Below are 26,774 nucleotides of genomic sequence, written 5' to 3' on the forward strand. Positions count from 1 at the left end.
TGCGGTCACCGGCCCGGTCCTCCAATCTCACGTGCGACACGAGCTGTGGGGCGGGTGGGCACCGGTGCGCGTCGTGCGAAGCGGCGCCGGTGCGGTGCGGGCGGCGCGGTCCGGCCGCTCACCCCGGGGCGGGCCGTTCGGTCTCCGGCGCCCCGGTCGCCCCGGACCGGCGCCCGCGGTGGAAGGCGCCGAAGCTGGCCCCGGCGTCGCGGGGGGCCGACGCCGGGGGGTCGGCGGGCGGCCGGTGGTGGGCGCGGTGTTCCCGCTCGGCCTCCGCCTCGGCCATCGTGCGGCCCGGGGAGCGCATGGGCAGGCCGCCCGGCGTGGCGGCTGCGGGGCCGGGCCGCACCGCCTGTTGGGGCGGGCCGGTCCGCTCCGCCGGCCGGACGTCCGGCACGCGACGCGTGCGCGGCGGGGCTTCCGCGGCGGGGGCGGGCCCGGGGACGGTGGCGGCGCCGCGGCCACCGAGGGTACGGCCGGTCAGGGCGGGCGCCGGGTCCCGCTGCTGGGCGAGCAGCTGGGGCGGCACCAGGACGACGACGCCCGTGCCGCCGCGCGACGAGGGCCGGTAGCTCACGCAGACGCCGTACTTGGCGGCCAGCCGTCCCACCACGGCGAGGCCGAGACGCGTGCCCTGCAGCGAGGCCAGGTCGTTCGTCCGCCCCGACACCGCCTGCTCGGCGTGGCGCATGGCCGCGTCGGCCATCTTCAGTCCGCTGTCCTCGATGGTGACGACGATTCCGGCGGTACGTTCCTCCACGTAGACGTGGACCTCGTCGATGGGCGGCGAGAAGTTGGCGGCGTTGTCCATGAGTTCGGCCAGCAGGTGCATGACGCCCTCGGCGGCGTAGCCGGAGATCGCCGCGTCGGTCGAGCAGTGCATCCGGACCCGCTGGTAGGCGGCGATCCGGCCGACGGCGCCGCGCAGGATGCTCTCCATCACGATGGGCCTGTTCCAGGCGCGGCTGGAGCGCCCGCCCATGAGGAGGGCCAGCCGGTCGGTGATGAGACCGAGCTGCGAGGTGCTGTGGTCCAGGCGCAGGAGGTCGCCGAGGACCTCCTCGCCGTGACGATCCTGCATGTCCCTCAGGTCGGCGAGCATGCTGACGGCCTTGGCCTGGACACGGCTGAGCGACTTGGCGGAGGCGGCCTGCGCGGCGTGGGTGCGCCGTTCGCTGCGGGCCAGTTCCCGGACGAACAGCTCGGCACAGGCACGCGCCTGCGCTCCCCGCGGCCACTCCAGCTCGGCGAGGACGATCTCCGCCGAGGTGCCGTCCCGCAGCTTCTCCACGGCGGCGGGCAGGGTGCTGTTCGTCAGGTGCTCCAGCTCGGCGGTGCCCCGGCGTTCCTCCCGCTCCGCCCGCTGCCGCCGCGACTCGGCGTCCGCGGCCTGCCGTACGGCGTCCTCCACCAGGGTGGCGAAGCTCTGGACGACCTGACGCAGGTGCGGACCCGACGCCGGGGCGGTGCGGGCGACCGCCTCGTCCGCACCGGTGCCGTCGCGCACCTGTTGCGCGACGCCCGGCAACGCGACGTTGACCAGATGCACGAGTGCGGCGTTCTCCTGGGCCAGCTGGGCCCTGAGGGCGCCGATCTCCGTGCGGCGGGCCGCCGCCGTGCGGCGGGCCCGTCCGACCAGGTGGGAGGCGAGGCAGACGGACACGGCGACGCACAGCCAGGACGTGACGGCGAGGGTCGCGGTCCAGCTCCGGGCTGCCTCGGGAGCGGCCGCCCAGGCGGCACCCGCGGCCGCGGCGGCGGCCGGCAGCACGAGCAGGGGGACGGCTGGGGTGGAGCGGCGGGGTTTCTGCGTCCGGGGCGGGGTGGGGGGTGCAGACACTGACATTCCGCGGTCCCTCGGGTCCTTGAGAGCGGGGAAAAGGGCCGGTCGACGTGCGTCGGCCGCGGGCCGAAGCCGAGCCACCGGGTGCGTGGTGATCACTCCGGCGGGCTTGCGGCTCATGCTAGTCACCGCGTCGACCGCGCAGGCCGGACCGGCCGCAGACCCCACCGAGGAGCGAACTTTCCCGACATCTTGCCGATCGAACGCGTCACTGTGGTACACGCGTTCTGCCTGGGCCGGATGTTCCGGGAGGGGGATCCGGACGTCGTGGGGCGGACAGCCGCCGGACGCGACGGCCGCTCAGTCGCCCAGGTGCCGTGCCAGTGCCCGCGCGACCTCCCGCGCGGCCGGCGCCGTCCACCGCCTGCGGTGCCGGGCGAGCCGTACCGGTGTGTCGGGGAAGTCGGGGCCGTGGACCCGTACCAGGCGTCCCCGCCGCAGCTCCTCCGCCACCGTGGTCAGGGGCAGCAGGGCCAGTCCCAGCCCGGCCGCGACGCAGTTGCGGGCCGCGTCGACGCTGCCGAACCTGGTCAGCCGCGGACTGCCGTCCGGCACTTCGAGCAGCCGGCGGGCCAGCGCGTCGCTGTAGGAGCAGCCCTCTTCCAGCAGGAAGAAGCTCTCCCCCGCCAGTTCCGGCCAGCTGGCCGGCCGCGACCGGCCGGCCAGCGGATGTCCGGGAGCGGCCACGAGGGCCATCGGCTCGCGACCCACCGGTTCGGACGTCACGTCGGGGAACTCGGCCTCCTCCTCCAGCAGCAGGGCGAGATCCAGGCGTCCGGAGCGCAGGCCCGCCACGCTCTCCGGGGTTCCGGCGGCGTACAGGTGGACGTCCACCTCCGGGTGGCTCGCGCGCAGGGCGGCGACCAGGCCGGGCAGCCGGCTCGCGCACAGGGACTCCGGACTGCCGATCACGACCCGCCCGGATACGGCACCGGCCGCCTCGCTCCCGGCCCGCAGCCGCGCCACCGCGTCCAGCACCTCCTCGGCCCGCTCCAGGAGCCGGCGGCCCGCGTCGGTGAGCAGTGCGCCGGCCGGCAGCCGGTCGAAGAGCCGTACGCCGAGGTCCCGTTCGAGGGTGCGGATGTGCACGGTGACCGTGGACTGGGCAAGGTGCAGTTCGGCCGCGGCGGCGGTGAAGCCACCGGTGCGGGCGAGCACGGTGAAGGTCGTCAGCAGTCGGGTGTCCACGGCGGCCAGGGTATGCGGTTTCCCGATGGAGGGGATCACGAACGATCGTTGGACGCGATCGGTGCCGGGCTGGCAGCGTGTCCGTCATGACGACAGAGATCCTTCGCTACTCGGCCTTCACCCACCACCCCGACGGCGGCAACCGGGCCGGAGTCGTCCTCGACGCCTCCGCATTGGACGAGGCGGCGATGCTGAAGACCGCCGCCGAGGTGGGCTACTCGGAGACCGCGTTCGTCACCGCCCGCGACGTGGAGCGACGGCGTTTCGAGGTCCGTTACTTCAGTCCGCTGGCCGAGGTGGCGTTCTGCGGGCACGCGACGGTCGCGCTGGCCGTCGCCCTGGCCGAGCGACTGGGTCCCGGCGAGATCGTCCTCGACACGCCCGCCGGTGAGATCCCGGTGTCCACCGCGTCCGACGCGAGCGGAGCCGTGCGGGCCACCCTCACCAGCGTCCCCACCCGGTCGCGCCCGGCCCTGCCCGCCGAACTCGACGGCACGCTGCGGGCGCTCGGCTGGACCTCCGCCGACCTGGACCCCGCCCTGCCCGCCCATGTGGCCTTCGGGGGCAACGACCACCTCGTCCTCGCGGCCGCCTCCCGGGCCCGGCTGGCCGACCTCGACTACGACTTCGACGCGCTCGCCGAGATCATGCGGCGGTACGGCTGGACGACGGTGGACCTGGTGTGGCGCGAGTCGGCCGAGCGCTTCCACGCCCGCAACCCGTTCCCGGTCGGCGGCGTCGTGGAGGACCCGGCGACGGGGGCGGCGGCCGCGGCGTTCGGCGGTTACCTCCGCGAGCTGGGGCTGGTCACCCGGCCGGGCACGATCGCGATCCGCCAGGGTGAGGACATGGGCCGGACCAGCGAGCTGCTGATCGAGGTGAGTCCGGGCGATCCGCGCACCCGGGTCACGGGACAGGCCGTGCCCGTCTCCGGGGCGGCGGTCTGAGACCACCTCAACACCGTCTGGGCGACTGTGGGATGCGGTACGGCCCGACTGCGGTTCGGATGGGTGCCATGCGCAGACCCATAACCGTGGCGAAACGCCACTCACGCCTGCTCACCTCAGGCGTCGTCCTCGCCGCCCAGTCACTCCTCCTGACCGTGGCCGCCGTACCGGCCACGGCCTCCGCCGACGACACCCGGACGCCCGCTCGCGGTACCGCCCACATGGGCACCGGCGTCCTCGCCCACGAAGGTGTCCGGGGCCGGCCCGTCGGCACCCGCGTCGCCCAGACCGAGGGGGTGGACGTCTCCAGTCACCAGGGCAACGTCGCCTGGTCGACCCTCTGGAAGAGCGGCGTGAAGTGGGCCTATGTGAAGGCCACCGAGGGGACCTCCTACCGGAACCCGAACTTCCCCCAGCAGTACGGCGGTTCGTACGACGTCGGCATGCTCCGCGGCGCGTACCACTTCGCCACCCCCGACACCGCGGGCGGCGCCGCCCAGGCCGACTACTTCGTCGACCACGGCGGCGCCTGGTCCAAGGACGGCAAGACGCTGCCGGGCGTCCTCGACATCGAGTACAACCCGTACGGCGCCACCTGCTACGGGCGGACGCACAGTCAGATGGTGAGCTGGATCCGGTCCTTCCTGGACCGGTACAAGCAGCGCACCGGCCGTCACGCCGTGGTCTACACCTCCACCAACTGGTGGACGCAGTGCACCGGCAACTACAGCGGTTTCGGCGCGAACAACCCGCTGTGGATCGCCCGGTACGCCTCGACCGCGGGGACGCTCCCTGCGGGCTGGGACTTCCACACCATGTGGCAGTACACCTCCTCCGGGCCGACCGTCGGGGACCACGACAAGTTCAACGGAACACTGGACCGCGTCAAGGCCCTGGCCAACGGCTGACGCGCGGACCGGCGGGGCGCCGGCCGCCCCTCAGCGGCCGGCGAGGGTGTCCAGGACGTCGGCGACCTGCTCGCGCACCACGTCCCGGGCCCCGGCCGGCAGCGCGCCGACGTCCGTCCGCTCCAGGGCTCCGAGCGCGTCCTCGGTACCCGCGTCGCATCCGGTGCTCTCGCTGACCACGTCGTAGCCGTACCGGACGGCGACGCGCAGCCGGTGGCGTCCCTCGCGGTCGGCGTGCACGGCGGTGGCGACCACCAGGGGCGGCGGCCCGCCGGCTTCGGCGGGCTGCTTGCGGTAGCCGCTGACCAGGGGGGTGCGCCAGCGCAGGGAGAGCAGCAGGTGACGCTTCGCCGTCACCTCGGCCAGGTCGGTCTCGTAGGGGCGGTCGGGGCCCAGCACCGTGGCGCGGGCGTCCAGCACGAGGGCCGCGGGCAGCAGGCAGCGCAGGCTGCTGCCGACGAGGTTGCCGCCGACGGTGGCCGTCCGCCGTACGGCTCCGGTGCCCACGGAGCCGGCCGCGCGGCGCAGCACCTCCGGCACCCGGCCGTCTATCCGGTGCAGCACCACGGCGGCACCCAGCGACCCGGGTTCGACGGCGGTCGCCTCCGGCAGCCCGCGCAGCGACATGGCCAGGTCCGGGAAGCCGTCGCGCTGCCAGGTGGCCCACACCAGAGTGGCCCCGCCGATGGGCACCGCCCCCTGCGCCAGACACTCCTGCGCTTCGGACACGGACGTGGGCTGACGCAACAGCATGGCGATCGACCTGCTTCCCGGGAGTCGGCGGTCGGACGGCACCGCGTCTCCCGCCGGGCGATCACGGTCAAGGGGATTGTCCGTACCGCGAAGGGGGCGCGTACAGGGCTCACTCGTTTCCCGTATGCGCTCTCCACGCGCCCGTCCGTCGTCGCGGGTGACGCCTCGGGCGCGGTCTCCGGCGGCGGGCTCCCGCCGCGCGGGCGGGCCGGCGTCCGCCCGGTGGTACGGGTGGCCGCGGGTCGCTCCTCCCGGGCAGTCGTCAGCCGTACGGCCGCGATAGCGGCAGGTCTGCCGGGGAACAGGGGTAGGCATGCGCGCACTCGTCATCAACTGCACTCTCAAGCCGTCACCCCAGCCGTCGAACACCGAGGCCCTCGCGGCCACCGTCATCGCGGCGCTCAAGGGGCACGGGGTGGAGGTGGACGTCGTACGGGCCGTCGACCTCGACCTCAAACCGGGCGTCGAGACCGACATGGGCGAAGGGGACGACTGGCCGGCCGTGCACGAGAAGGTGCTGGCCTCGCAGATCCTGGTGCTCGCCTCGCCGACCTGGCTCGGCCGCCCCTCCTCCGTCGCCCAGCGGGTCCTGGAACGCATGGACGCCATGCTCGGCGAGACCGACGACGAGGGGCGGCCGATCGCCTACAACCGCGTCGCCGGTGTGCTCGTGACCGGCAACGAGGACGGCGCCCACCACGTCATCAGCGAGATCAGCGGCGGTCTCGCGGACATCGGCTACACCATTCCGGGCCAGGCCTGGACCTACTGGCACCTCGGCCCGGGGCCCGGCCCCGACTTCCTGGACGACCAGCGGGGACACGACTGGTCGGTGTCCACCGGCCGGGCCATGGCGTCCAACCTGGTGCACGCGGCGCGCGCGCTCGGCGCGATGCCGCTGCCCGCCCCGCCGTCCTGATCCCGGCACCGCCCGGGCATGTCTGCCGCAGCCGATTCGGGGCATTCGTCCACGAGCAACGACGTACGAAACGCATGAGGAGCTGAGGTCCGCCATGACGCACGACCTGACCCCGAAGTACACGGTCCCCGGCATCGAGCGCGAGGCCGCCGGACGGCTGATCGGTGTGCTGCGGTTGCGCCTGCACGCCCTCAACGACCTGCACCTGACCCTCAAGCACGTGCACTGGAACGTGGTGGGTCCGCACTTCATCGCCGTGCACGAGATGATCGACCCCCAGGTCGACCAGGTGCGCGAGATGGCCGACGACGTCGCGGAGCGCATCGCCGCGCTCGGCGGGGTGGCCCAGGGCACGCCCGGGTCGCTGGTGGCCGAGCGCAAGTGGGACGACTACTCCATCGGACGGGCGGACGCCATCGCCCACCTCGGCGCGCTGGACGTGGTGTACACGGGCGTGATCGAGGACATGCGCGCGGCGGTGGAGGAGGCCGGCAAGATCGATCCGGCCACCGAGGACCTCCTGATCGGCCAGCTCAGGGACCTGGAGCAGTTCCAGTGGTTCGTCCGGGCACACCTGGAGAGTTCCGGCGGCACCCTGGCGACGGGCAGCGCGACGTCCGAGTCGGAGGCGGCGGCACGCGGCGCGGACGTCTCGTAGCCGCGCGCCCGGGCCGCGGGGCCGTGCCCGGTCCCGCGACCCGGGCACGACCCCGCCGGGCTCGCGACCGGGCACGGCCCCGCGGGGCTTCAGCGGCGGCCGAGACGGCGCTCGCCGCGACTGCCCGGCTCGTGGGGCAGGTGGTAGTGGGCGAAGACCGCGCCCTCGTCCTCGGCGGCCAGCTCACCGTCCGGATCGATTCCGGGCGCGTCCTTGACCAGCGACTTGTCGTAGGTCACCTTCAGGTACGACGGTCCCACAGTGGCCTTGTCCACGGGGACGAAGACCAGCCGCCGACGCGTCGGCAGGCCGATCGTGACCGTGGCGAACGCCGGCCGGTCGGTGAGGGTGTCGAAGTAGATGGACTCCAGAGTCCCGATCTTGCGGCCGTCGTAGTCCACGACGTCGAGGCCGCGCCAGTCACGAATGTTCTCGGCTTCGAACATGATCAGTCATCCCTTTCCGAGGACGCGCTCACTGTCGTGTTCCCCGCTTCGCCCCGCTGTCGCCTCCTTGTCCCCTCACCGGCGTACCGCGCCCCGGGTCGGGATAAGCTGCCTGGCCGGAAGAGGTGCCCGGACGGCGGACGGGTGCCGGTGGAGCGCCGAAGGGGATCGAGTGTGGATCGCACAGGTGCCACGGGGGGCACGGCCTCCGTGGGGAGCGGTGCCGTACTGGACGTGGGTCCGTTGCCCGGCCGGCCCGGCATCCGGGCCAGCGGTGAGATCGGCGTGAGCACCCGGCGGTCCTGGGAGAACGCCCTGACCGAACTGTCCCGGCGGCACACGGACGTCTCGTACGTGGAGCTGTCCGGCGTACGGTTCGTCGACGTGGCCGGGGTGACCGCCCTGGCGGTCACCGCCATGAACCTGCCCGCCGGCCGGTTCGTGGTGGAGCGGCCGCCCCCGCAACTGCCGCGGGTCCTGAATCTTTTCTGGCCGTCCCTGCAACGGATCGAGGTGGAGCCACGATGAGCACGGCGACCACCGACGGGGTCTTCACCCATCCGGCGCTGTTCTACCGCTCGGGGGCCGAGTACGCCGACCGGACGGCGGCCTTCGTCCGGGAGGGACTGGCCGCGGGCGAACCCGTGGCGGTGGCCGTGCCCGGCCCCAACCTGGACCTGGTCCGGGCCGAGCTGGGCGCGGACGCGCGGGACGTCACCTTCCTGGACATGACCGAGGCCGGGCGCAATCCGGGGCGGATCATCCCGGGTGTGCTGAGGGCGTTCGCCGACCCGCACCCGCGGGGACGGGTGCGGATCATCGGCGAGCCGGTCTGGGCCGGGCGCAGCACCGCGGAGTACCCGGCGTGCGCCCAGCACGAGGCGTTGATCAACGCGGCCTTCGCGGACCGTGCCGTGACGATCCTGTGCCCCTACGACGAGACGGCGCTGTCCGCGGAGGTCCTGGCCGACGCTTTGGTCACCCACCCGACGGTGATCGCCCAGGGGCGTGAGCGGGTCAGCGAGGCGTACGACTGGAATGCGGTCGTCGCCCGCTACAACGAGCCGCTCACGGGCGCGCCCGACACCGACGTCCTCGGCTTCGCGGCCGCGGAGCTGCCCGATGTGCGGCACTTCGCGGTCGCCCGGGCCGCCTCGTTCGGGCTGGCCGGTCAGCGGCTGCAGGACCTCGAGCTGGCGGTGGCGGAGCTGACCACCAACAGCGTCGTCCACGGCGGCGGCGACGGGACACTGGCGGTGTGGACCGAGGCGGGGCAGGTGGTGTGCGAGGTCCGCGACGCGGGGCGGCTGACGGATCCCCTCGCAGGCCGCAGGCCGCCGGAGCGGGGGCAGATCGGAGGGCGCGGGCTGCTGCTCGTGCACCACGTCGCCGACCTGGTGCGGATGCACACGAGTAACGCGGGCACCACGATCCGCTTCTACCTGGGCGTCTGAGGGCCGCCCCGGGATCTCGCCAAAAATTTTCGGCATGTGGGGACGTGTGTACGGCCTGAGTCGGGGTAGGCGACCGGGCGTCGGCCGACAAGGTGACAACGACGACCGATCTATTGGGAGGGCACATCATGACGACGACGACCGCACGGGCCACTGAGCACGCCACTACGGCCATGCCGGAGATCTCGGATCCGTCCAAGGTGGCGCCCAAGGACGCGCGGGAGTTGTCGAAGCTGTTCTTCGGGCAGCTGACGGTGCTGGAGGAGGGCACGCCCGAGTACCAGTACGCGCGCAACACGCTGATCGAGATGAACATGTCCCTGGTCCGCTTCGCGGCCGGCCGGTTCCGCAGCCGGGGCCCGGAGGAGATGGAGGACATCGTCCAGGTCGGCATGATCGGTCTGATCAAGGCCATCGACCGGTTCGAGCTGACCCGCGAGGTCGAGTTCACCTCCTTCGCGGTGCCCTACATCGTCGGCGAGATCAAGCGGTTCTTCCGGGACACCTCCTGGGCGGTGCACGTGCCCCGCCGTCTGCAGGAGGCCCGCGTCCAGCTGGCCCGGGCCACCGAGGAGCTGCGCACCCGCCTGGGCCGCACCCCCACCACCCGCGAGCTGTCCGAGCTGATGAGCCTGCCGGAGGACGAGGTGGTCGAGGCCCGGCTGGCGGCCAACGGCTACAACTCCGCCTCCCTGGACGCGGCCATCAACGGCAGCGAGGACGGCGAGTCGGCCCTCGCCGACTTCATCGGCACCGAGGACGCCGCGCTGGCCCTGGTGGACGACTTCCACGCCCTGGCCCCGATGATCGCGGAGCTGGACGAGCGCGACCGGCAGATCATCCACTGGCGGTTCGTCGAAGAACTCACCCAGAAGGACATCGGCGAGCGCCTCGGCGTCTCCCAGATGCACGTCTCCCGCCTGATCTCGCGGCTGCTCACCCGCCTGCGGGAAGGCATGCTCAGCACGAGCTGAGAGCGCGGTACGGCTCAGGCGGCGGTCGTCCTCTTCGGGCGGCCGCCGCTTTCGAGTGCGTCGACGAGTTGCCGCCGGCTCATCTTCGACCGGCCTGCGATGTCCCGTTCGGTGGCCAGCCGGTAGAGCTCGGCCCTGCTCAGCTCCCGCAGCTCGCCGTGGCCGGACGACGTGCGGCGGGAGGCGGTGGCCTTCTTCCGCGCCGCGGGAGACCGCCCGGCGCCCGTTTCCCCGGTCCTGGACGCCGCCCGTTCGCCGGCGCGGCCGCGGGGCCTGCCCGACTTCTCGGTCTTGCCTGCCTTCTCCGCCTTCGCGTCCTTGCCCGCCTTCTCCGCCTTCCCCGCCTTCTCCGCCTTCTCCGCCTTGTTCGGCGTCCGCTTGCCCCCGGTGCTCTGTGCCTGTTCCAGGCTGCCGCGCAGGACCTCCATCAGGTCGACGACGTCGGTGGCCCTGGGGGCCTCCTCGGCGACGGCGACCTCCTGGCCCTCGGCCTTGGCCCGGACCAGTTCGCGGACCTTCTCCTGGTACGTGTCGTGATAGCGGTCGGGCTCCCAGTCGCCGCTGAGGGCGTCGACGAGACGCAGCGCCATGTCCAGTTCCTTGCCGCGGCCCACCCGGTCCGACGGCAGTTCCGGCAGCTCCTCGACGGGGTCGCGCACCTCGTCGGCCCAGTGCAGGGTCTGGAGCAGCAGGACCCTGTCCTCGCCGCGCAGCGCGGTCAGGTACTGCCGGTTGCGCATGACGAAGGTGGCGACCCCTGCCTTGCCCGTCTCGGCAAGGGCGGTGCGCAGCAGTTCGTAGACCTTGAGGTACTCCTTGCCGCGCGGGGCGAGGTAGTAGGTGCGGCCGAAGTAGACCGGGTCGATCCGGTCCAGGTCCACGAAGTCGGTGATCTCCAGGGTGCGGGAGCGTCCCGGTGCGATCTCGTCGAGTTCCTCGGGTTCCACGACGACGTACTCGCCCTCGCTCGCCTCGTAGCCCTTGACGATGTCGTCGGGACCGACCTCCTTGCCGGTGCGCTCGTTGACCCGCCGGTTGCGGATGCGGTCCGAGGTGCCGCGCTGCAACTGGTGGAAGCGGACCGTGTGCTCCTCGGTCGCCGTGAACAGTGCGACGGGCACCGAGACCAGCCCGAAGGTGATCACGCCCGTCCAGATCGCCCGTGCCATGCCCGTCCGCTCCCTGTGTGCGCCGCGTCCGCCCGGTCCCGTCCGCACCGCCGGGCCATGCCACGCTGCCACCCGGCACGCGGCACCGCGCGCCGGACGGTGCACACGGGTGGGCGGCGGGGCGACAGCGCGCGGAACGGCCGCGGCCGTTGTTCCCTGTGAGGTGCGGGACGGCGATCGCGCCCGCGCCTCGTGCCGTCCTCCCCGTCAGCAGGGAGGCCGGGCCGGGACCGAGTCGAACAGAGGGACGCGCCATGAGCTTTCGCCTGGAGCCGATCACCCGCGAGGAGCATCTGCGCTTCGTCACGGCCCGGCCTTCCGTGAGCCACCTGCAGGTCCCCTCCTGGGGTGATGTGAAGCCGGACTGGCGGGCGGAGAGCCTGGGCTGGTTCGACCAGGGCGGGAAGCTGGCGGGGGCCGGGCTGGTGCTGTTGCGGCCGCTGCCGAGGACGAAGCGGTACCTGGCCTATCTGCCCGAGGGCCCGGTCATCGACTGGTCGGCGGAGGGCCTGGAGCGGTGGCTGGAGCCGCTGACGACGTATCTCAGGGGCCTCGGCGCCTTCACGGTCCGGATGGGGCCTCCGGTGGTGGCGCGGCGCTGGAGTGCCGACGCGGTCAAGGCGGCGATCGCCGACCCGGGGGCACGGCGGCTGGGCGACGTGGAGGCCACGGTGCGCGAGCCCGGGGCCGACGACATCGCCGAGCGGCTGCACCGGATGGGCTGGCGCCGCACCGGGACGGGAGGCGAGGACGGCTTCGCCGCGGGCCAGCCGCGTTACGTGTGCCAGGTACCGCTCGCGGGCCGGTCGCTGGAGCAACTGCAGGGCGGCTTCAACCAGCAGTGGCGGCGGAACGTCAAGAAGGCCGAGAAGGCCGGCGTCAAGGTGGTCCGCGGCGACCAGGAGGACCTGCCCACGTTCTACGAGCTGTACGTCGAGACCGCGCGGCGGGACCGGTTCGTGCCGCGTCCCCCCGGCTACTTCCAGCGCATGTGGCAGGCGTTGACGGCCGAGGACCCGGACCGTATGCGCCTGTACCTCGCCCATCACGACGGGGAGGTGCTCGCCGCCGCCACGATGCTGACGGTCGGCGAACACGTCTGGTACTCGTACGGCGCCTCCACCAGCCGTCGGCGCGAGGTGCAGCCCAACAACGCCCTCCAGTGGCGGATGATGTGCGACGCCCATGAACGCGGCGCCGCCGTCTACGACTTCCGCGGCATCACCGACACCCTGGACGAGGACAACCACCTGCTGGGACTGCTCCGGTTCAAGGTGGGCGCGGGCGGGCAGGCCGTCGAGTACCTGGGCGAGTGGGAGTATCCGCTGAACCGGGTGCTGCACAAGGCTGTGGCCCTGTACATGGCGCGCCGCTGAGGAGCGCGCCGCGAGGGGGTGGGGATGGCGCGCCTGCTGGTGGTGAGAACCACGGCGGCGGCGGGCAGGCCGCTTCGGTGACCGGCTGGTCGCTCACGGGATGACCTTGGATGTGGTGCACGCCTGTCCGGTGCGCCGCTCCCCCCGGCGTGCCGAGCACGACGGCCTCCTGGTGCTCGGCAGTGGTCACCTGCCCGACGACGACGTGCGCGCGCCGGCCCTCGCCCACTGTTCGGCGCAAGGCGCCGCGAGGCTTCAGCCGAAGGCGCCGCCGTCCGCGAAGGCCAGCTTGGCGAAACGTTCGCCGATGAGGCGGTGGGTGGCGGCGTCCGGGTGGACGTTGTCCGGCAGCGGCAGCTCCGCCTCGTCGGCCTCGCCGTACAGTTCGCGCCCGTCGAGGTAGTACAGGTGCTCGTCCTCGGCGGCCCGCTGCGCCACGATCCGGGACAGCTCCTCCCGGATGACGTTCAGGGTCAGCTTCCCGCTCGCGCGCTCCGCCGGGTCGCCCATGGCGACGAACCGCAGCCGGTCCCCGGAGAAGTCGGGGGCGAGGGGGCCCGGGGTGTCCTCGTGCACGGGGCACAGGAGCGGTGACACCACCAGCAGCGGAGCGGTGGGGTGGCCTTCGCGGACGGTGTCGAGGAAGCCGTGCACCGCGGGACCGAAGGCGCGCAGCCGCATGACGTCGGCGTTGACCACGTTGATGCCGATCTTGATGCTGATCAGGTCCGCGGGGGTGTCGCGCATCGCCCGGGCGGTGAACGGGTCGAGCAGGGCGGCGCCGCCCAGGCCCAGGTTGACCAGTTCCACGCCGCCGAGACGGGCGGCGAGGGCCGGCCAGGTGCTGGTGGGGCCGGCGGCGTCGGAGCCGTGGCTGATGGAGCTGCCGTGGTGCAGCCAGACCCTGCGCCCGGGGTCGGGCGCGGGCTCGACGGGGGCGTTGGTGCGCAGCGCGACCAGTTCGGTGGTCTCGTTGTGCGGCAGCCAGATCTCGATGTTCTTGTCGCCCTCGGGCAGGTCCGCGAAGCGCAGGGTGCCGGGCGGACCGGGCTGGACGTCCGCCGTGCCGGCGGCCATGTCGATGGTCAGGGTGTTGCCGCCCGCGACACTGGCCCGGCCCGCGGGGCGGCCGTCGACGAGCAGCTCGTAGACGGCGTCCGGGCGTGGCGGGGCGCCGACGTAGACGCGCTTGGTGGGCAGCGTGTCCAGTTCGAGGGCGGTGGCGCGGGTGCGCAGGGCCAGGCGCACGCCCGAGGGCTGCGACTCGGCCATGGCGAGCTGGCCGTCGGTGTTCTGCGCCCGGGCCCGGGCGGGCAGCCGGTGGGGCAGCAGGCCGCGCTCGGTGCGCTCCAGGTCGAGGGCGCCCCGGAGCAGGTCCCTGGTGAGGGGCGTGCTGATCCAGCCGTCCGTGGTGTGCATGTCGCCCTCCGGAGTGGTGCGTCCCGCCGTTCACTTCTTCTTCCTTCACCGATAGTGCACCAACCTAATGCGATTAGGCAAATTGCTTATCGCCATAACATCCCCTCCGCCCCCTCCCGCCTTTCGCAGGCCCGGTCCCGGTCGCGGCCCGGCCGGAGTGACCGTAGACAGGAGGCATGAGCGCAGGCAGCGAGGGGATCGGCAGCGACATGTCGCCACCTCACCTGGTCACGTTCGGGCACGGCACCGCGGGACGCGCGGAACTGGCCGAGCTGCTGCACGGAGCCGGTGTCACCTCCGTGGTGGACATCAGGACCGCCCCCGGCAGCCGCCGCGACCCCGATCTGCTGCGGGAGCGGCTGGCCCGGTGGATGCCCCAGGAGGGGCTCGCCTACCGGTGGGAGCGGCGTCTGGGCGGTTTCCGCAAGCCGGCGCCCGACTCCCCCGACGTCGTCTGGCACAACGCCTCCTTCCGGGCGTACGCCGGACACACCCGGTCGCCGGAGTTCGTCGCCGCCATGGACGAACTGCTGGCGCGGACGGCACAAGAGCGCACCGCGGTCATGTGCGGCGAGGCCGTGTGGTGGCGGTGCCACCGGCGCCTCGTCGCCGACTTCGCCGTGCTCGCCCGCGGCACCCCCGCGGACCACCTGATGCACGACGGCCGGCTGACGGCCCACTCCCCCACTCCGGGCGCCCGCCTGCGGACGGACGGCCTGCTCGTGTACGACGACGAGGAGGCGGCGGCGAAGTCGTCCGCACCGGGATCGAGGCGGTCGTAGCGGTCACAGGGCGGTCGCGAGGCGGTCGTAGCGGTCACGGCCGGGACGGAAAGGGCGCCCCGGAAACGGACACGGACGCGGAGACGGAGGGTCATGCGGCGCAAGGGAGGGCGGCCCGGCGAGACGGGCGGCCACGACGCGGAGGCGGTCGAGCAGGTCCTGGACGAGCTCTACGCCACGCCGCCGCCGGCCTTCGTCTCCCGCCGTGAGGAAAGCGCCGCGGCCGCGAGGACGGACGGGCGCAAGGAGGACGCCCGCCGCATCCACGCCGCCCGCCGGCCCACCCTCGCCGCCTGGGCGGCGAACCTGCTGACCCGCGCCCGGCCGGAGGAGACCCGGCGTTTCCTGGAACTGGGGCAGGCACTGCGCGAAGCGCACCGCAGCCTGGACGCCGCCGGGCTCAGGGAACTGTCGGCACAGCGCCGACGTGTCGTCACCGCCCTCTCCGCACAGGCCGCACAGCTCGCCGACGAGGCCGGGCACCGCCTCTCCCAGGCGGCGCAGCGGGAGGTCGAGTCCACCCTGCGCGCGGTCCTCGCCGACCCGGACGCGGCCGGACAATGGGCCGGGGGGCGTCTCGAGGTGTCCCTCACCCCGCCGTCGGTCTTTCCCTCGGACGCCGCCCCGGCACCGGCCCGGACGGAACGCGAACCGGCATCCCGCCCGGCGCCCCACCGCGCCGCGTCCGGCACCCGTGCGAAGGACGAACTGGCCGAGCGGCGCCGCAAGCGGCGGGAGGAACTCGCGCGGGCCGAACGGGAGGCCGCGGATGCCGGGCGTCACCTGCGGGACGCACGCGCGGAGCAGGCGGACGCGGAGGAGTCACTGCGCGGGGCCGACGTCGAACTGGCCCGCCTCCGGGAGTCGGTGGCCGCCGCCGAGGAGCGGCTGCGCGCGGCGCGGGAGGAACTCGGCCGGGCCGAAGGGGACCGGCGGGAGGCCGAGGAGCGGGACCGTGCGGCCGCGCACGCGGTGGCCGAGGCCGAGCGGGAGGCGCGGGCGAGTGCCCGCCGGGTGGAGCGGCTGGCCGGCCGGGGCAGGTAATACGGCTCGTCCGATTGAGTACCCGTACTCATGAGGCGCTTCCCCCCGCCGGGGGACGCTTGCCGCACCAGTCACCCCCAGGGAGTCAACCGTGCGCACCACTCTTCGAGTTCACCGGCCGTCGGCCACCCGAGCCGTTGCCGCCACGCGGTCCGTCCGCGGTCTCGTCCTGGCCTGCGTCGCCGCGGCGGCCGTCCTGACCGGCTGCTCCATGGAGGAGGCCGTCTGCGGCGGCGGCGAGTACCCGGTCCTGTCCGTCGGTGGCACCGGCTCGGCCTGTGCGCCCAACGGCGAGGAACCGCCCGAGGGTTACACCCGCTACCCGGAGGGGAAGGTCCCGGAGCACGTCGGCGACAAGTGGGACACCTACTGGCAGACACACACCGTCGACGAGAAGGGGAGGATCACGGAGGTGCCCGAGGGCAGCTGACCGACACTCTCCATGGTCCGAACACACGCACGAGGTTGCGGTGGCACATACCACGCGGACGGCCATACGTGGTATACCGACTCGGCAGCGAACAGGCCGACAACCAGGGTTGTACGCCAGCCTTCACGGCCGCGAACCAAGGAGAGTCCACACCATGTCCGAGAGCACGATGCAGTCCGCCACGGAACTGGCGTCGCAGTACAGCGTCCGGGTGACCGACGACCTGGAGCGCAACGTCAAGGAGCAGGAACGTGTCAGCACGGAGATCACGGCTCTCCAGCAGCAACTGGCCGCGCTGCAGCACGACCACGCCCTGCTGGTGAACATGCAGCAGGCACTCGGCATCACCTCGCCGCCCCGCCCCGCGCCCGCGTCGGAGACCGCACCGGAGACCGAGGCGGCCACCGTGCCGGCGCCGCGCGGCGGTGCCGCCACGAAACCGGGCGCGGGCAGCCGGACGCGGAGCAAGAAGGCCGGTTCCGCGCCCAAGCGTGGTGCCGCGGCGAAGCCGGGTGCCAAGCGGGCCTCGAAGCCGGCGGCGAAGAAGGCCACCAAGTCGACCGCCGCCGGCGCGACCGCCGGGACGACCGTCGAGGCGTCCACCGAGGCACCCGCGAAGAAGACCGCCGAGGCGGCCGGCAGGAAGACCGGCAGGTCGAGCGCCGAGCCCGCCGCGAAGTCGGCGGCGAAGAAGGCGCCGGCGCGGGAGGCCGCCCGGCCCACGCTGGTGGAGCTGGTGCGCGAGCACCTCGCCGGGCAGCGGGAACCGCGCTCCGCCGCCGAGGTCGCCACCGCCCTGGGCCAGGCCCACTCCGGACGCACCGTCAAGAACACGGTCGTGCGCACCACGCTCGAGGGGCTCGTCGCCAAGAACCAGGCGCAGCGCAGCAAGCAGGGCACCTCGGTCTACTACACCGCCACCGACGCCGCCGCATCCGCGCCGAAGCAGGACGCGGCGACCGAGGGCTCCGCGCAGAGCGGCAGCTGAGCGGCCACCGGACCGACCCCGGTACCGTCGTGCCGCGCGGCGGGCGGAGAACGGGGTGAGTATCGGTGGATGGGTTTCGTCCTGCCGGTGCTCTTCGCACTCCTCGCGGCGTTCAGCAACGCGCTGGCCACCGTGCTCCAGCGACGCGCCGCGCTGAGCGTGCCGCAGTCCCAGGGGTTCCGCCCCGGGCTCGTCCTCGACCTGTTGCGGCGGCCGGTGTGGCTCGGGGGCATGCTGGCCGTCGTGGTAGCGGGCGTGGGGCAGGCGGTGGCGTTGGCGACCGGGCCGCTGTCACTCGTACAGCCGCTGTTCGTGCTGGAGCTTCCGCTGGCCCTGCTGCTCGCCTCGCTGCTCACCGGGACCCGGTTGCCGGAGGCCATGTGGCTCGCCGTGGGCGGGGTCGTCGTGGGGCTCGGTGTCGCGCTGGCCTCGGCCGCTCCGGACGGCGGAGAGGCCGACGTGCCCCTGGACCGCTGGGTGCCGGCGCTGGCGGCCTGCGCCGGGGCCGCCGCGCTGCTGGCGGCGGCGGGCCTGAGGAGGCCGGTCGGCAAGGCCCGCGCCGGTTGCCTGGGCGCGGCCACGGCGGTGTGCTACGCGCTGACGGCGGCTCTGATGAAGGACTCCATGCGGGTCCTGGACGCCGACGGCGTGGTGGGCTTCTTCACCGCCTGGCAGACCTACGGCTTCGCCCTGGCCGGGGTGTGCGCCGTACTCCTGCTGGAGCACGCCATGCAGGGCGGGCCGCTCGTCGCCTCCCAGCCGGCCCTCACCCTCGGCGACGCGACGGTGAGTCTGCTGCTCGGCGTGGTCCTGTACCGGGAGGACGTGCGCGGCCACTGGTGGGTGGTGCCGCAACTGCTCGGGGTGGCACTGATCGTCGTCGGCGTCCTCCACCTGGCCCGGCGGGGTGTGGATCTGCGCACCGCGCAGTGAGCCTTTGGCGGAGGCCGGCACCCCCGTGCGCGCGGAGCCGGGCCGGCGGACACCACACGCGGCGGCGCGCACCGCGTGACGTGCCCGCCGGTGCGCGATCCCGGCTTCCGACCGCGTCGGCCTCCGGTCCCGTCCGCTTCTCGCCGCGTCGGCTTCCCGCCCTCAGCGGCAGAACCCGTACGCCTGCTCCAGCCACCGGTGCAGCGCGGTGTGCACACTGCCGGGAAGCACGCTGAGCTGCGCGATGGCGGCGCGGTCCCCGGCGGAGGGTGCGATACCGGCCGCGGTGAGCAGGGCCAGCAGGTCGAGTCGGCGCAGGTCGACGGGGTCGACGCGGCAGGGGACGCGCTCGGCGGGGTGGGGAACGCGCTGGGCGGGGTCGGGTGGCTGGAGCAGGAAGTCACCCCCGGTGTCGCAGGCGCGTGAGCGCGTCGGGGCGGCGGTCGGAGCAGTCGTCGGGTGCATACCGCGGTCCTCCACTGGTGGGTTCGCCCGGCTGGGTCGCCGTTCTCGACGGCATGAGACACCGCGGCGACGACGGCGGTTGCGGACCGTCCCGAGGACCACACGGGGGATGCAATCGGCGGCTTGTCGCACGAACCGGGCGGCCTCGCGGAGGCCCGGGCCGGCGCCCCCCGGGACGCCGGTCGCTGCTCCGTACGAGTGGTGCGTTCACCGAGGCGGTCGTACGGTCGTCGAACGGGACATGCGGGAAGCGGAGACAGGCGACCCCGAGACGGCCGGGAGCAGACATGGGCAGGAACCCGATGAAGGCAGCGGTCACGCTCTGTGCCGCAGCCGCGCTGGCAGTACCCCTGAGCACGGCCTCGGCCGCTCCGTCGGCCCCGCCGGCGGCACGCACCCAGCAGATGCAGGATCCGGCGCTGGTCGACTGCTCCGGGCAGCCGCAGATCGGCCCCGAGTCGTACGTGCTCGCCTGCGGTGACGGGAACAGCCGCCTGGTCTCCCTGCGCTGGTACCGCTGGGACCTGGAGGCCGCCGTGGGCCGGGGCACGAACGCCGTCAACGACTGCGACCCGTACTGCGCAGCGGGTGCCTTCCACTCGTATCCCGTGACCGTGCGGCTCGACCAGCCGACGGGCGGGGGCGAGGGCGGCGGCGAGCGGCACTTCACCCGGATCACCCTCACCTACACCGACGGCAGGCCCGACGGGTCTCCCCGCACGGTGACCCTGCCGCTGCCCGGCTGACGGGCCGGCCGGGTCAGTCCGGCAGCACGAGCCGGCAGGCGTCGCCCGGCTGGAGACGCACCTCGCGGTCCGGGAGCCGCACGTCGATCGGCAGCGGTCCGGCCGCGGGCACGGCGATCTCCAGCCGCCCGTGCTCCAGCCGGAACCGCACGCCCCAGTGCCCCTGGTACCGGACGGAGAACCCGTACGAGGACAGCTCGGGCAGCGGCACCGGGTCGAGCCACAGGGCGCCCGCGCGGGTCTCCAGGCCGGTCAGGCCGCGCTGGACGAGGTCCAGGGTGCCCGCCATGGCGCCGAGGTGGATGCCCTCGCCGGTGGTGCCGCCCTGAAGGTCGGCGACGTCGCTCTTGAGTGCCTCGTGGAAGTAGGTCCAGGCCTCGGCGCGGCGGGCGCGGGCCAGGATCCAGCCGTGGACGAGACCGCTGAGGGTGGAGCCGTGGCTGGTGCGGGCCAGGTAGTGGTCGACGGTGCGCTGCCAGGTCGGCTCGTCGAGGCGGTATCCCAGGCGGCTGAAGAGTGAGCGCAGTTCGGCCGGGGAGAACAGGTAGCCGAGCATGAGGACGTCGGCCTGCTTGGAGGCCTGGTAGTTGTTGACGCTGTCGTTCTCGGCCTCCAGGACGCGGTCGAGGCGGCGGATGTCGCCGTACCGCTCGCGGTAGCCCGCCCAGTCGAGTTCGGCCAGTTCGCCGTACCCCTCGAACTGGCTGACGACGCCGTCGTGGAAGGGGACGTGGAGGGTGCGGGAGACGCTGTCCCACTGTTCCAGTTCCGCGGCGTCCAGGGCGGTCCGTTCGACGAGTTCGCGACGGCGGGGTTCGGGCAGGTCGGCGAGGACGTCGAGGGTGCGGGAGAGGACCCAGGCGGCCGTGACGTTGGTGTACGCGTTGTCGTCCAGGCCCGGCCGGGCGGCGCCCGGGTAGGCCTCGTGGTACTCGTCGGGGCCGACGACGCCCCGGATGCGGTGCCGGCCGAGCCGCTCGTCCCAGGTGGCGGAGTCCGCCCAGAAGCGGGCGATCTGCAGCAGCATCTCGGCGCCCTTGGTGTGCAGGAACTCGGCGTCGCCGCTGGCCTCGCAGTACTGCCACACGTTGTACGCGATGGCGGAGCCCACATGGTGCTGGAGGTGCGAGTGGTCGGGGAGCCAGCGGCCCGAGCGGGGGTTGAGGTGCAGTCGCTGGGTCTCCTCGCGGCCGTCGCTGCCGCTCTGCCAGGGGTAGAGCGCGCCGCGTCTGCCGATCGCGCGGGCCGCGGAGCGAGCCCTCTCCAGGCGGCGGTGCCGGTAGTGCAGCAGGGCGCGGGAGACCTCGGGGAAGTGCAGGTTCAGGTAGGGCAGGACGAACAGCTCGTCCCAGAAGACGTGGCCGCGGTAGGCCTCCCCGTGCAGTCCGCGCGCGGGTACGCCCACGTCGAGGTCGGCGGTGTGCGGGGAGAGGGTCTGCAGCACGTGGAAGAGGTGCAGGCGCAGGATGCTGCCCGCTTCGCCGGGGACCTCCAGTTCGGCGCGGCGCCACAACTGGCCCCAGGCGGTGCGGTGGGAGACCAGCAGGTCGTCGAAGCCCGGGGCCTCGGCCACCCGGTCGACGGCGGCCTGGAGCGGGTCGCTGATCGCGGGGTCGCGCGAGGTGTGCAGGGCGACGACCTTGTCGACGGCGGCGGTGCGGCCCGGCTCGGCGCGCAGCGTCGTGCGCTGGGTGACGCACAGGTGCTCGCGCGCCGCGGTGACCGGTGCGCGGGCGGTGGTGCGGGCGGCCAGGCCGATCCGGATGTCCGAGGTGCGGGTCCGGCAGCGCAGCCACACGGTGTCGTCGGCGGCGCTGCCGGTGTGCACGTGGACGAGGTGGCGGCCCTCCAGGTCACGGTAGCGGTGCACCCCTGAGTTGGTGACGCCGCCGTCGAGGGCCGCCTCCACCTCCAGGTCGACGGGGCCGCCCTCGGTGGTGAACTCGGTGCGCAGGGCGGCGAGGTGGGGGTCGGCCATGTGCACCAGGCGCAACTGGCGCACGGAGAGCACGCGGTCCCCGCCGAGCCCGAAGCTGGTGCGGCGCTCCAGCACACCCGAGTCCAGGTGCACGGTCTGCCGGTGGTCGAGCACCTCGGCGGTGTCCGGGGTGAGCCAGTCCCCTCCGGCGGGTCTGAAGCGCAGCGGCAGCCAGTTCGGGAGGTTGACGACGTCCTCGTTCTCCACCTTCCGCCCCGAGACGGTGGAGGTGAGGCGGTTGTAGCAGCCGGCGGCATAGGTGCCCGGGTAGTGGGTGTCGTCGGCGGCGCACTCCGGCAGGGCGCCGCGGGTGGCGAAGTAGCCGTTGCCGAGGGTGCACAGGGATTCGCGCAGCCGCTCCTCCGCGGCGTCGTAGTGGTCGTAGTCCCAGGTCGACGGGGTCGCGGTCACCGCGAGCCGTTCCAGGTCCAGTCGGCGACCTCGGGCAGGTCCACGCCGTGTTCGCGGATGTAGGCGTGGTGCCGCTGCCGGACGTCCTCCATCCGCTGCCGTACGGCGGCCGCGCGTACGGCGAGTCCCGGCACGCGGTCGATGACGTCCATGACGAGGCGGTAGCGGTCCAGGTCGTTGCCGACCACCATGTCGAACGGCGTGGTGGTGGTCCCGATCTCCTTGTAGCCGCGCACGTGCAGGTGGGCGTGGCCGGTGCGCCGGTAGGCGAGCCGGTGGATCAGCCAGGGGTAGCCGTGGTAGGCGAAGATCACCGGCTTGTCGGCGGTGAACAGGCCGTCGTACTCGAAGTCGCTCATGCCGTGCGGGTGTTCCCCGCTCGGCAGCAGGCGGGCGATGTCGACAACGTTGACCACGCGCACGGCGAGGTCGGGCAGGTGGTCCCGGATCAGCCGGGCGGCGGCCAGGATCTCCTGGGTCGGGACGTCGCCCGCGCAGGCGAGCACCACGTCGGGCTCCCCGGTGCCGTCCTCGGTCCCGGCCCAGTCCCAGATGCCGGCGCCTCGCGCGCAGTGCGTCCGGGCCTCCTCCATGGTCAGCCAGTCGAAGCAGGGCTGCTTGCCGGCGACGATGACGTTGACGTAGTCGCGGCTGCGCAGGGCGTGGTCGGCCACCGAGAGCAGGGTGTTGGCGTCCGGCGGCAGGTAGACCCGTACGGCCTCGGGGCTCTTGTTGAGGATGTGGTCGACGAAGCCCGGGTCCTGGTGGGAGAAGCCGTTGTGGTCCTGGCGCCACACGTGCGAGGTGAGCAGGTAGTTGAGGGAGGCGATGGGGGCGCGCCAGGGCAGGCGCCGGGTGACGCGCAGCCATTTGACGTGCTGGTTGACCATCGAGTCGACGATGTGGACGAAGGCCTCGTAGCAGGAGAACAGTCCGTGCCGGCCGGTGAGGAGGTAGCCCTCCAGCCAGCCCTGGCAGGTGTGTTCGGAGAGGATCTCCATCACCCGGCCGTGCCGGTCGAGGTCCTCGTCGACGGGCAGCGTCCCTCCCTGCCAGGCCTTGCCGCTGGCGGCGTAGACGGCCTGGAGGCGGTTGGAGGCGGTCTCGTCGGGGCCGACGAGCCGGAAGTCGCGCCGGTCGCCGGTGGCCGCCATGACGTCCCGGAGCAGGTCGCCGAGGACCCGGGTGGGCTCGTGGGTGCTCGTGCCGGGGCCGTCGACGGGGACGGCGTACTTCTCCAGCGGCGGCATGGGCAGCTCGCGCAGGAGGAGGCCGCCGTTGGCGTAGGGCGTGGCGCCCAGGCGGCGCGGTCCTTCGGGTACGGCGGCGAGGACGGCGGGCCGCGGGACCCCGGCGTCGTCGAACAGCTCCTCGGGCCGGTAGGAGCGCAGCCACCGCTCCAGTTGGGCGAGGTGCTCCGGGTCGGTCCGTACGGCGGGCAGGGGCACCTGGTGGGCGCGCCAGGTGTTCTCCACGGGCACTCCGTCGACCTCGGAGGGACCGGTCCAGCCCTTGGGGGTGCGCAGGACGATCACCGGCCAGCGGGGACGGCCGGTGGCCCCCTCCTCGCGGGCGGCGCGCTGGATCGCGGCGATGCGGTCGAGGGCGGTGTCCATGGCGCGGGCCATGGCGCGGTGGACGGCGGCGGGGTCGTCGCCGGTGACGTGGATCGGGTCGTGGCCGTAGCCGCACAGCAGTTCGTCCAGCTCGGTCTCGGGGAGACGGGCGAGGACCGTCGGGTTGGCGATCTTGTAGCCGTTGAGGTGCAGGATCGGCAGGACGGCGCCGTCGTGCACCGGGTCGAGGAACTTGTTGGAGTGCCAGGACGTCGCCAGTGGGCCGGTCTCCGCCTCGCCGTCGCCGATCACGCAGGCGACCGTGAGGTCCGGGTGGTCGAAGGCGGCGCCGTAGGCGTGCGAGAGCGCGTAGCCCAGCTCGCCGCCCTCGTGGATCGAGCCCGGTGTCTCGGGCGCGACGTGGCTCGGCACGCCGCCGGGGAACGAGAACTGCCTGAACAGCCGGGCCATGCCGGCCGCGTCCCGGGTGATGTCCGGGTAGGTCTCGGTGTACGAGCCCTCCAGCCATGCGTTGGCCAGCACGGCGGGCCCGCCGTGGCCGGGGCCCCAGACGCACAGGGCGTCGAGGTCACGGGCCTTGATGACCCGGTTGAGGTGGGTGTGGACCAGGTTGAGGCCGGGTGAGGTGCCCCAGTGGCCGAGCAGGCGCGGCTTGACGTGCTCGGGGCGCAGGGGTTCGGCCAGCAGGGGGTTGGCCATCAGGTAGATCTGGCCGACGGCGAGGTAGTTCGCGGCGCGCCAGTGGGCGTCCAGGCCCGCGAGCTCCTCGTCGGTGAGCTCGGTGGGCGCCTGCTGCGTGTCGGCGGACATCGCTGGTCCTTCCGTGTCGGGACAGCCGGTCGGGGCGCGCGGGCACGGGGTGCCCGTGCACATCCCAACCCTGCGCCGACCGGGCGGGTACCCGAGAGGGCCGTTCGGGTCACGTGGTGTTCCGGACGAGTCGCAGGGCGCGGCCTGCGCCCGTGGGCGGGCAGCGGTGCGCGACGGGGGCAGCGCGGCCGTCACCCACGCCGACCCCGCTGCCGGCCGCGCCGACGCAGCGGGTGTCCCGGCCTCCGCGTGCCGCGCAGGACTCGCGTGTGCTCCGCGGCGAGCCTCCGCAGCGGCGGGACGGCGGCCCCCGCGATGCCGTCAGACGTCCGCCCGCCGCACCCTGCGATACCCCCCTGGGTATCTGTTACGGTGACGGGACGGAGTAATACCCCCGGGGGTAATCGGAAAGGTGAGCGTGCCGTGTTCTTTGTCGACGTCCTGGAGACCGAGTCGCTGGGCAACCGCGGCTACCTGGCGGGCGGCTCCCGCTCGGCCGTGGTGGTGGACCCGCCGCGGGACGTCGACCGGGTCATCGCCGCGGCCGCCCGGCGCGGGGTGCGGATCACCGCCGTCGCCGAGACCCACGTCCACAACGACTACGTCACCGGCGGCCTGGAGCTGGCCCGCCTCACCGGCGCGCGCTATCTGGTGCCGGCCGGGGCCGAGGTGGCGTACGCGCGCGTGGCGGTGGCCGACGGCGACGTGGAACCGGTCGACGAGGAGCTGGAGCTGCGCGCGGTGGCCACTCCGGGACACACCCCGCACCACACCTCGTACGTCCTCCGGCGGGCGGGGCGGGCCGTGGCCGCCTTCACCGGCGGTTCGCTGCTGATCGGCACCGTGGGGCGGCCCGACCTCGTGGAGCCGCGGCTGACCGAGGAACTGGCCCGCGCGCAGCACGCCTCCGCGCACCGCCTCGCCGACCAGCTCGACGACGACGTGAGCGTGCTGCCCACGCACGGCTTCGGCAGCTTCTGCTCCTCCTCGGTCTCCGGCGGCGAACGGAGCACCGTCGGCGCCGAGAAGGCGGCCAACCCGGCGCTCCTCCAGGACGTGGAGACCTTCGTCCGGGAACTGCTGGCGGGGCTGGACGACGTGCCCGCCTACTACGCCCACATGGCGCCGGTGAACAGCGACGGCCCCGCTCCTGTGGACCTGAGCGAACCCCGCCGCGCGGACGCGGAGGAAATAGCCCGGCGTCTCGCCGCCGGCGAGTGGGTCGTGGACCTGCGCTCCCGGGTGGCCTTCGCCGCCGGACACGTCGCCGGGTCGCTCAACTTCGAGGTCGACGGGCAGCTCGCCACCTACCTGGCCTGGATGATCCCGTGGGGCAGGCCGGTGACGCTGCTCGCACACAGCGCGGACGACCTGGCCCGCGCCCAGCGCGAGCTGGCCCGGGTGGGCATCGACCGGCCGGCCGCGGCGGCGGTGGGCTCCCCGGCCGACTGGGTGGTGGACGGGGAGCGGCCGGTCTCGTTCCGGCGTGCCTCGTTCGCGGAGCTGGCCGCGGCGCGGCGGGGCGGCGGGGACGTGGTCGTCGTCGACGTGCGCCGGGCGGCCGAACGCGCCGCCGGATGGGTCCGGGACAGCGTGCACCTGCCCGTCCACGAGATCCGGGACCGCCTCGACGAGGTGCCGCCCGGCACCGTGTGGGTGCACTGCGCGGGCGGGATGCGCGCGGCGGTGGCCGCGTCCGTGCTGGACGCCGCCGGCCGGGACGTGGTCGCGGTCGACGACGGTTTCGCCGCGGCGGCCGAGGCCGGTCTCCCGCTCGTGACGCCCTCGGGCGGCTCCGCCGCATGACGCCGCTGATCCTCGCCCTGTTCGCCGGGGCCGTGGCCGGTGTGTCCCTGGGCGCGCTGGGAGCGGGCGGCAGCATCCTCACCGTGCCGGCGCTGGTCTACCTGCTCGGCTTCACCCCGGCGGCGGCGACCACCGCGAGCCTGGCCGTCGTGATCGTCACGTCGGTCACCGCGCTGGTGGCCCACGCCAGGGCGGGAGCCGTCCGGTGGCGGGCCGGGCTGCTGTTCGCGGCGGCGGGTGTCCTGCCGGCCGCCGGGGCCGGAGCCCTGTCGGCGCGCATACCGGGGGCGGTACTGACGCTGCTGTTCGCGGCCCTGGCCGCGCTGGCCGGCCTGCACATGCTGGGCCGGCGCACGTCGCCGGCCATGGGCACCGTTTCGGGGGCGCGCGCGGCCGGGGCCGGGGCCGGTCTCGGTGCCGTGACCGGGTTTCTCGGAGTCGGCGGCGGCTTCCTCGCGGTGCCCGCGCTGGTGACGGTGCTGGCCGTGCCGATGAGCGCGGCGGTGGGTACGAGCCTGCTGGTGGTCGCCGCCAACGCGCTGGTGGCCCTCGCCGGCCGGGCGTACACCGCCGTGCACCTGGACCTCGCGCTGCTCCTGCCGTTCCTCGCGGCCGCGGTCCTCGGCGCGTGGGACGGCAGGCGGCTGGCCGCGCGGGTCTCTCCGGAGACGCTGCGGCGCGTCTTCGGCGCCGTACTGCTGGGCGTGGCCCTGGCGATGGGCGCGGCGTCGGTCCTGTGATCCCTTACCG

25 protein-coding genes are annotated in these 26,774 nt (G+C 73.7%); 16 read left to right on the forward strand and 9 right to left on the reverse strand.

Features of this window, described 5'->3' with window-relative positions; all coding sequences use genetic code 11:
* Positions 1 to 118: 118 nt before the first annotated feature.
* Complete coding sequence (locus EV562_RS01495; RefSeq protein ID WP_133884781.1) at positions 119 to 1,846, reverse strand: ATP-binding protein; 1,728 nt, start codon at positions 1,844 to 1,846, stop codon at positions 119 to 121.
* A gap of 297 nt (positions 1,847 to 2,143) precedes the next feature.
* Complete coding sequence (locus EV562_RS01500; protein ID WP_133884782.1) at positions 2,144 to 3,031, reverse strand: LysR family transcriptional regulator; 888 nt, start codon at positions 3,029 to 3,031, stop codon at positions 2,144 to 2,146.
* Between the two features lie 86 nt (positions 3,032 to 3,117).
* On the opposite strand from EV562_RS01500, the gene EV562_RS01505 reads away from it, so the two are divergent.
* Both EV562_RS01505 and EV562_RS01510 read left to right on the forward strand, forming a co-directional pair.
* Positions 3,118 to 3,978, forward strand: a complete 861-nt coding sequence (locus EV562_RS01505) for a PhzF family phenazine biosynthesis isomerase (protein ID WP_166661522.1) — start codon at positions 3,118 to 3,120, stop codon at positions 3,976 to 3,978.
* A 68-nt stretch (positions 3,979 to 4,046) separates the two neighbouring features.
* Entirely contained in the window at positions 4,047 to 4,886 is an 840-nt protein-coding gene (locus EV562_RS01510) for a lysozyme (RefSeq protein WP_133884784.1), read from the forward strand.
* Positions 4,887 to 4,916: 30 nt separating this feature from the next.
* Here the strand turns inward: EV562_RS01510 and EV562_RS01515 are convergent, their stop codons facing one another.
* Positions 4,917 to 5,639 carry an FAD binding domain-containing protein gene (locus tag EV562_RS01515; protein WP_133884785.1) on the reverse strand — a complete coding sequence of 241 codons (723 nt, stop codon included), beginning with the start codon at positions 5,637 to 5,639 and terminating at the stop codon, positions 4,917 to 4,919.
* 313 nt (positions 5,640 to 5,952) lie between these two features.
* Between EV562_RS01515 and EV562_RS01520 the strand changes: the two genes are divergently transcribed.
* Entirely contained in the window at positions 5,953 to 6,558 is a 606-nt protein-coding gene (locus tag EV562_RS01520) for a flavodoxin family protein (protein WP_133884786.1), read from the forward strand.
* A gap of 94 nt (positions 6,559 to 6,652) precedes the next feature.
* A complete protein-coding gene (locus EV562_RS01525; RefSeq protein ID WP_133884787.1) occupies positions 6,653 to 7,216 on the forward strand; it encodes a DNA starvation/stationary phase protection protein in 564 nt (187 codons plus the stop codon).
* 89 nt (positions 7,217 to 7,305) lie between these two features.
* Here EV562_RS01525 and EV562_RS01530 read toward each other — a convergent pair whose 3' ends face one another.
* Complete coding sequence (locus tag EV562_RS01530; protein ID WP_003978264.1) at positions 7,306 to 7,662, reverse strand: PRC-barrel domain-containing protein; 357 nt, start codon at positions 7,660 to 7,662, stop codon at positions 7,306 to 7,308.
* A 174-nt stretch (positions 7,663 to 7,836) separates the two neighbouring features.
* Between EV562_RS01530 and EV562_RS01535 the strand changes: the two genes are divergently transcribed.
* The 3 genes from EV562_RS01535 to EV562_RS01545 all read left to right on the forward strand — a co-directional run bounded on the left by EV562_RS01535 (position 7,837) and on the right by EV562_RS01545 (position 10,090).
* Positions 7,837 to 8,190, forward strand: a complete 354-nt coding sequence (locus EV562_RS01535; RefSeq protein WP_133884788.1) for an STAS domain-containing protein — start codon at positions 7,837 to 7,839, stop codon at positions 8,188 to 8,190.
* Positions 8,187 to 9,116 carry an anti-sigma factor RsbA family regulatory protein gene (locus EV562_RS01540; protein WP_133884789.1) on the forward strand — a complete coding sequence of 310 codons (930 nt, stop codon included), beginning with the start codon at positions 8,187 to 8,189 and terminating at the stop codon, positions 9,114 to 9,116. Before EV562_RS01535 ends, EV562_RS01540 begins: the two co-directional genes overlap by 4 nt.
* Positions 9,117 to 9,244: 128 nt before the next feature.
* On the forward strand, positions 9,245 to 10,090 hold the full coding sequence (locus EV562_RS01545; protein WP_133884790.1) for an RNA polymerase sigma factor SigF: 846 nt from the start codon (positions 9,245 to 9,247) through the stop codon (positions 10,088 to 10,090).
* Positions 10,091 to 10,104: 14 nt separating this feature from the next.
* Here the strand turns inward: EV562_RS01545 and EV562_RS01550 are convergent, their stop codons facing one another.
* Positions 10,105 to 11,259, reverse strand: coding sequence for a Ku protein (locus EV562_RS01550; protein WP_133884791.1), 1,155 nt, complete (start codon positions 11,257 to 11,259; stop codon positions 10,105 to 10,107).
* A gap of 254 nt (positions 11,260 to 11,513) precedes the next feature.
* Between EV562_RS01550 and EV562_RS01555 the strand changes: the two genes are divergently transcribed.
* Positions 11,514 to 12,635 (forward strand): peptidoglycan bridge formation glycyltransferase FemA/FemB family protein, encoded by a 1,122-nt coding sequence (locus tag EV562_RS01555; RefSeq protein ID WP_133884792.1) that lies wholly within the window; start codon positions 11,514 to 11,516, stop codon positions 12,633 to 12,635.
* A 255-nt stretch (positions 12,636 to 12,890) separates the two neighbouring features.
* Here the strand turns inward: EV562_RS01555 and EV562_RS01560 are convergent, their stop codons facing one another.
* Complete coding sequence (locus EV562_RS01560; protein ID WP_133884793.1) at positions 12,891 to 14,054, reverse strand: GDSL-type esterase/lipase family protein; 1,164 nt, start codon at positions 14,052 to 14,054, stop codon at positions 12,891 to 12,893.
* Positions 14,055 to 14,230: 176 nt separating this feature from the next.
* Between EV562_RS01560 and EV562_RS01565 the strand changes: the two genes are divergently transcribed.
* The 5 genes from EV562_RS01565 to EV562_RS01585 all read left to right on the forward strand — a co-directional run bounded on the left by EV562_RS01565 (position 14,231) and on the right by EV562_RS01585 (position 18,231).
* On the forward strand, positions 14,231 to 14,836 hold the full coding sequence (locus EV562_RS01565; protein WP_243859943.1) for a DUF488 domain-containing protein: 606 nt from the start codon (positions 14,231 to 14,233) through the stop codon (positions 14,834 to 14,836).
* 93 nt (positions 14,837 to 14,929) lie between these two features.
* A complete protein-coding gene (locus EV562_RS01570) occupies positions 14,930 to 15,880 on the forward strand; it encodes a hypothetical protein (RefSeq protein ID WP_133884794.1) in 951 nt (316 codons plus the stop codon).
* A 91-nt stretch (positions 15,881 to 15,971) separates the two neighbouring features.
* On the forward strand, positions 15,972 to 16,310 hold the full coding sequence (locus EV562_RS01575) for a hypothetical protein (protein ID WP_133884795.1): 339 nt from the start codon (positions 15,972 to 15,974) through the stop codon (positions 16,308 to 16,310).
* A gap of 154 nt (positions 16,311 to 16,464) precedes the next feature.
* Entirely contained in the window at positions 16,465 to 17,298 is an 834-nt protein-coding gene (locus tag EV562_RS01580) for a hypothetical protein (RefSeq protein WP_133884796.1), read from the forward strand.
* Positions 17,299 to 17,367: 69 nt separating this feature from the next.
* A complete protein-coding gene (locus EV562_RS01585; RefSeq protein ID WP_133884797.1) occupies positions 17,368 to 18,231 on the forward strand; it encodes a DMT family transporter in 864 nt (287 codons plus the stop codon).
* A 162-nt stretch (positions 18,232 to 18,393) separates the two neighbouring features.
* Here EV562_RS01585 and EV562_RS01590 read toward each other — a convergent pair whose 3' ends face one another.
* Positions 18,394 to 18,696 carry a hypothetical protein gene (locus EV562_RS01590; protein WP_133884798.1) on the reverse strand — a complete coding sequence of 101 codons (303 nt, stop codon included), beginning with the start codon at positions 18,694 to 18,696 and terminating at the stop codon, positions 18,394 to 18,396.
* 287 nt (positions 18,697 to 18,983) lie between these two features.
* On the opposite strand from EV562_RS01590, the gene EV562_RS01595 reads away from it, so the two are divergent.
* Positions 18,984 to 19,442 carry a hypothetical protein gene (locus EV562_RS01595; RefSeq protein WP_133884799.1) on the forward strand — a complete coding sequence of 153 codons (459 nt, stop codon included), beginning with the start codon at positions 18,984 to 18,986 and terminating at the stop codon, positions 19,440 to 19,442.
* Between the two features lie 13 nt (positions 19,443 to 19,455).
* On the opposite strand, the gene EV562_RS01600 is transcribed toward EV562_RS01595, so the two are convergent.
* A complete protein-coding gene (locus tag EV562_RS01600; RefSeq protein ID WP_133884800.1) occupies positions 19,456 to 21,831 on the reverse strand; it encodes a glycosyl hydrolase family 65 protein in 2,376 nt (791 codons plus the stop codon).
* Positions 21,828 to 24,218: a phosphoketolase family protein gene (locus EV562_RS01605; RefSeq protein ID WP_133884801.1), complete on the reverse strand. Its 2,391-nt coding sequence runs from the start codon at positions 24,216 to 24,218 to the stop codon at positions 21,828 to 21,830. Before EV562_RS01605 ends, EV562_RS01600 begins: the two co-directional genes overlap by 4 nt.
* 423 nt (positions 24,219 to 24,641) lie before the next feature.
* Between EV562_RS01605 and EV562_RS01610 the strand changes: the two genes are divergently transcribed.
* Both EV562_RS01610 and EV562_RS01615 read left to right on the forward strand, forming a co-directional pair.
* Entirely contained in the window at positions 24,642 to 26,024 is a 1,383-nt protein-coding gene (locus tag EV562_RS01610; RefSeq protein ID WP_133884802.1) for an MBL fold metallo-hydrolase, read from the forward strand.
* The gene (locus EV562_RS01615) at positions 26,021 to 26,764 is read left to right on the forward strand and encodes a sulfite exporter TauE/SafE family protein (RefSeq protein ID WP_133884803.1); all 744 of its coding nucleotides are present in this window, start codon (positions 26,021 to 26,023) and stop codon (positions 26,762 to 26,764) included. Before EV562_RS01610 ends, EV562_RS01615 begins: the two co-directional genes overlap by 4 nt.
* The last annotated feature ends 10 nt before the right edge of the window (positions 26,765 to 26,774 follow it).

The sequence above is a fragment of the Streptomyces sp. BK208 genome, assembly GCF_004364245.1.
Lineage (GTDB): Bacteria > Actinomycetota > Actinomycetes > Streptomycetales > Streptomycetaceae > Streptomyces.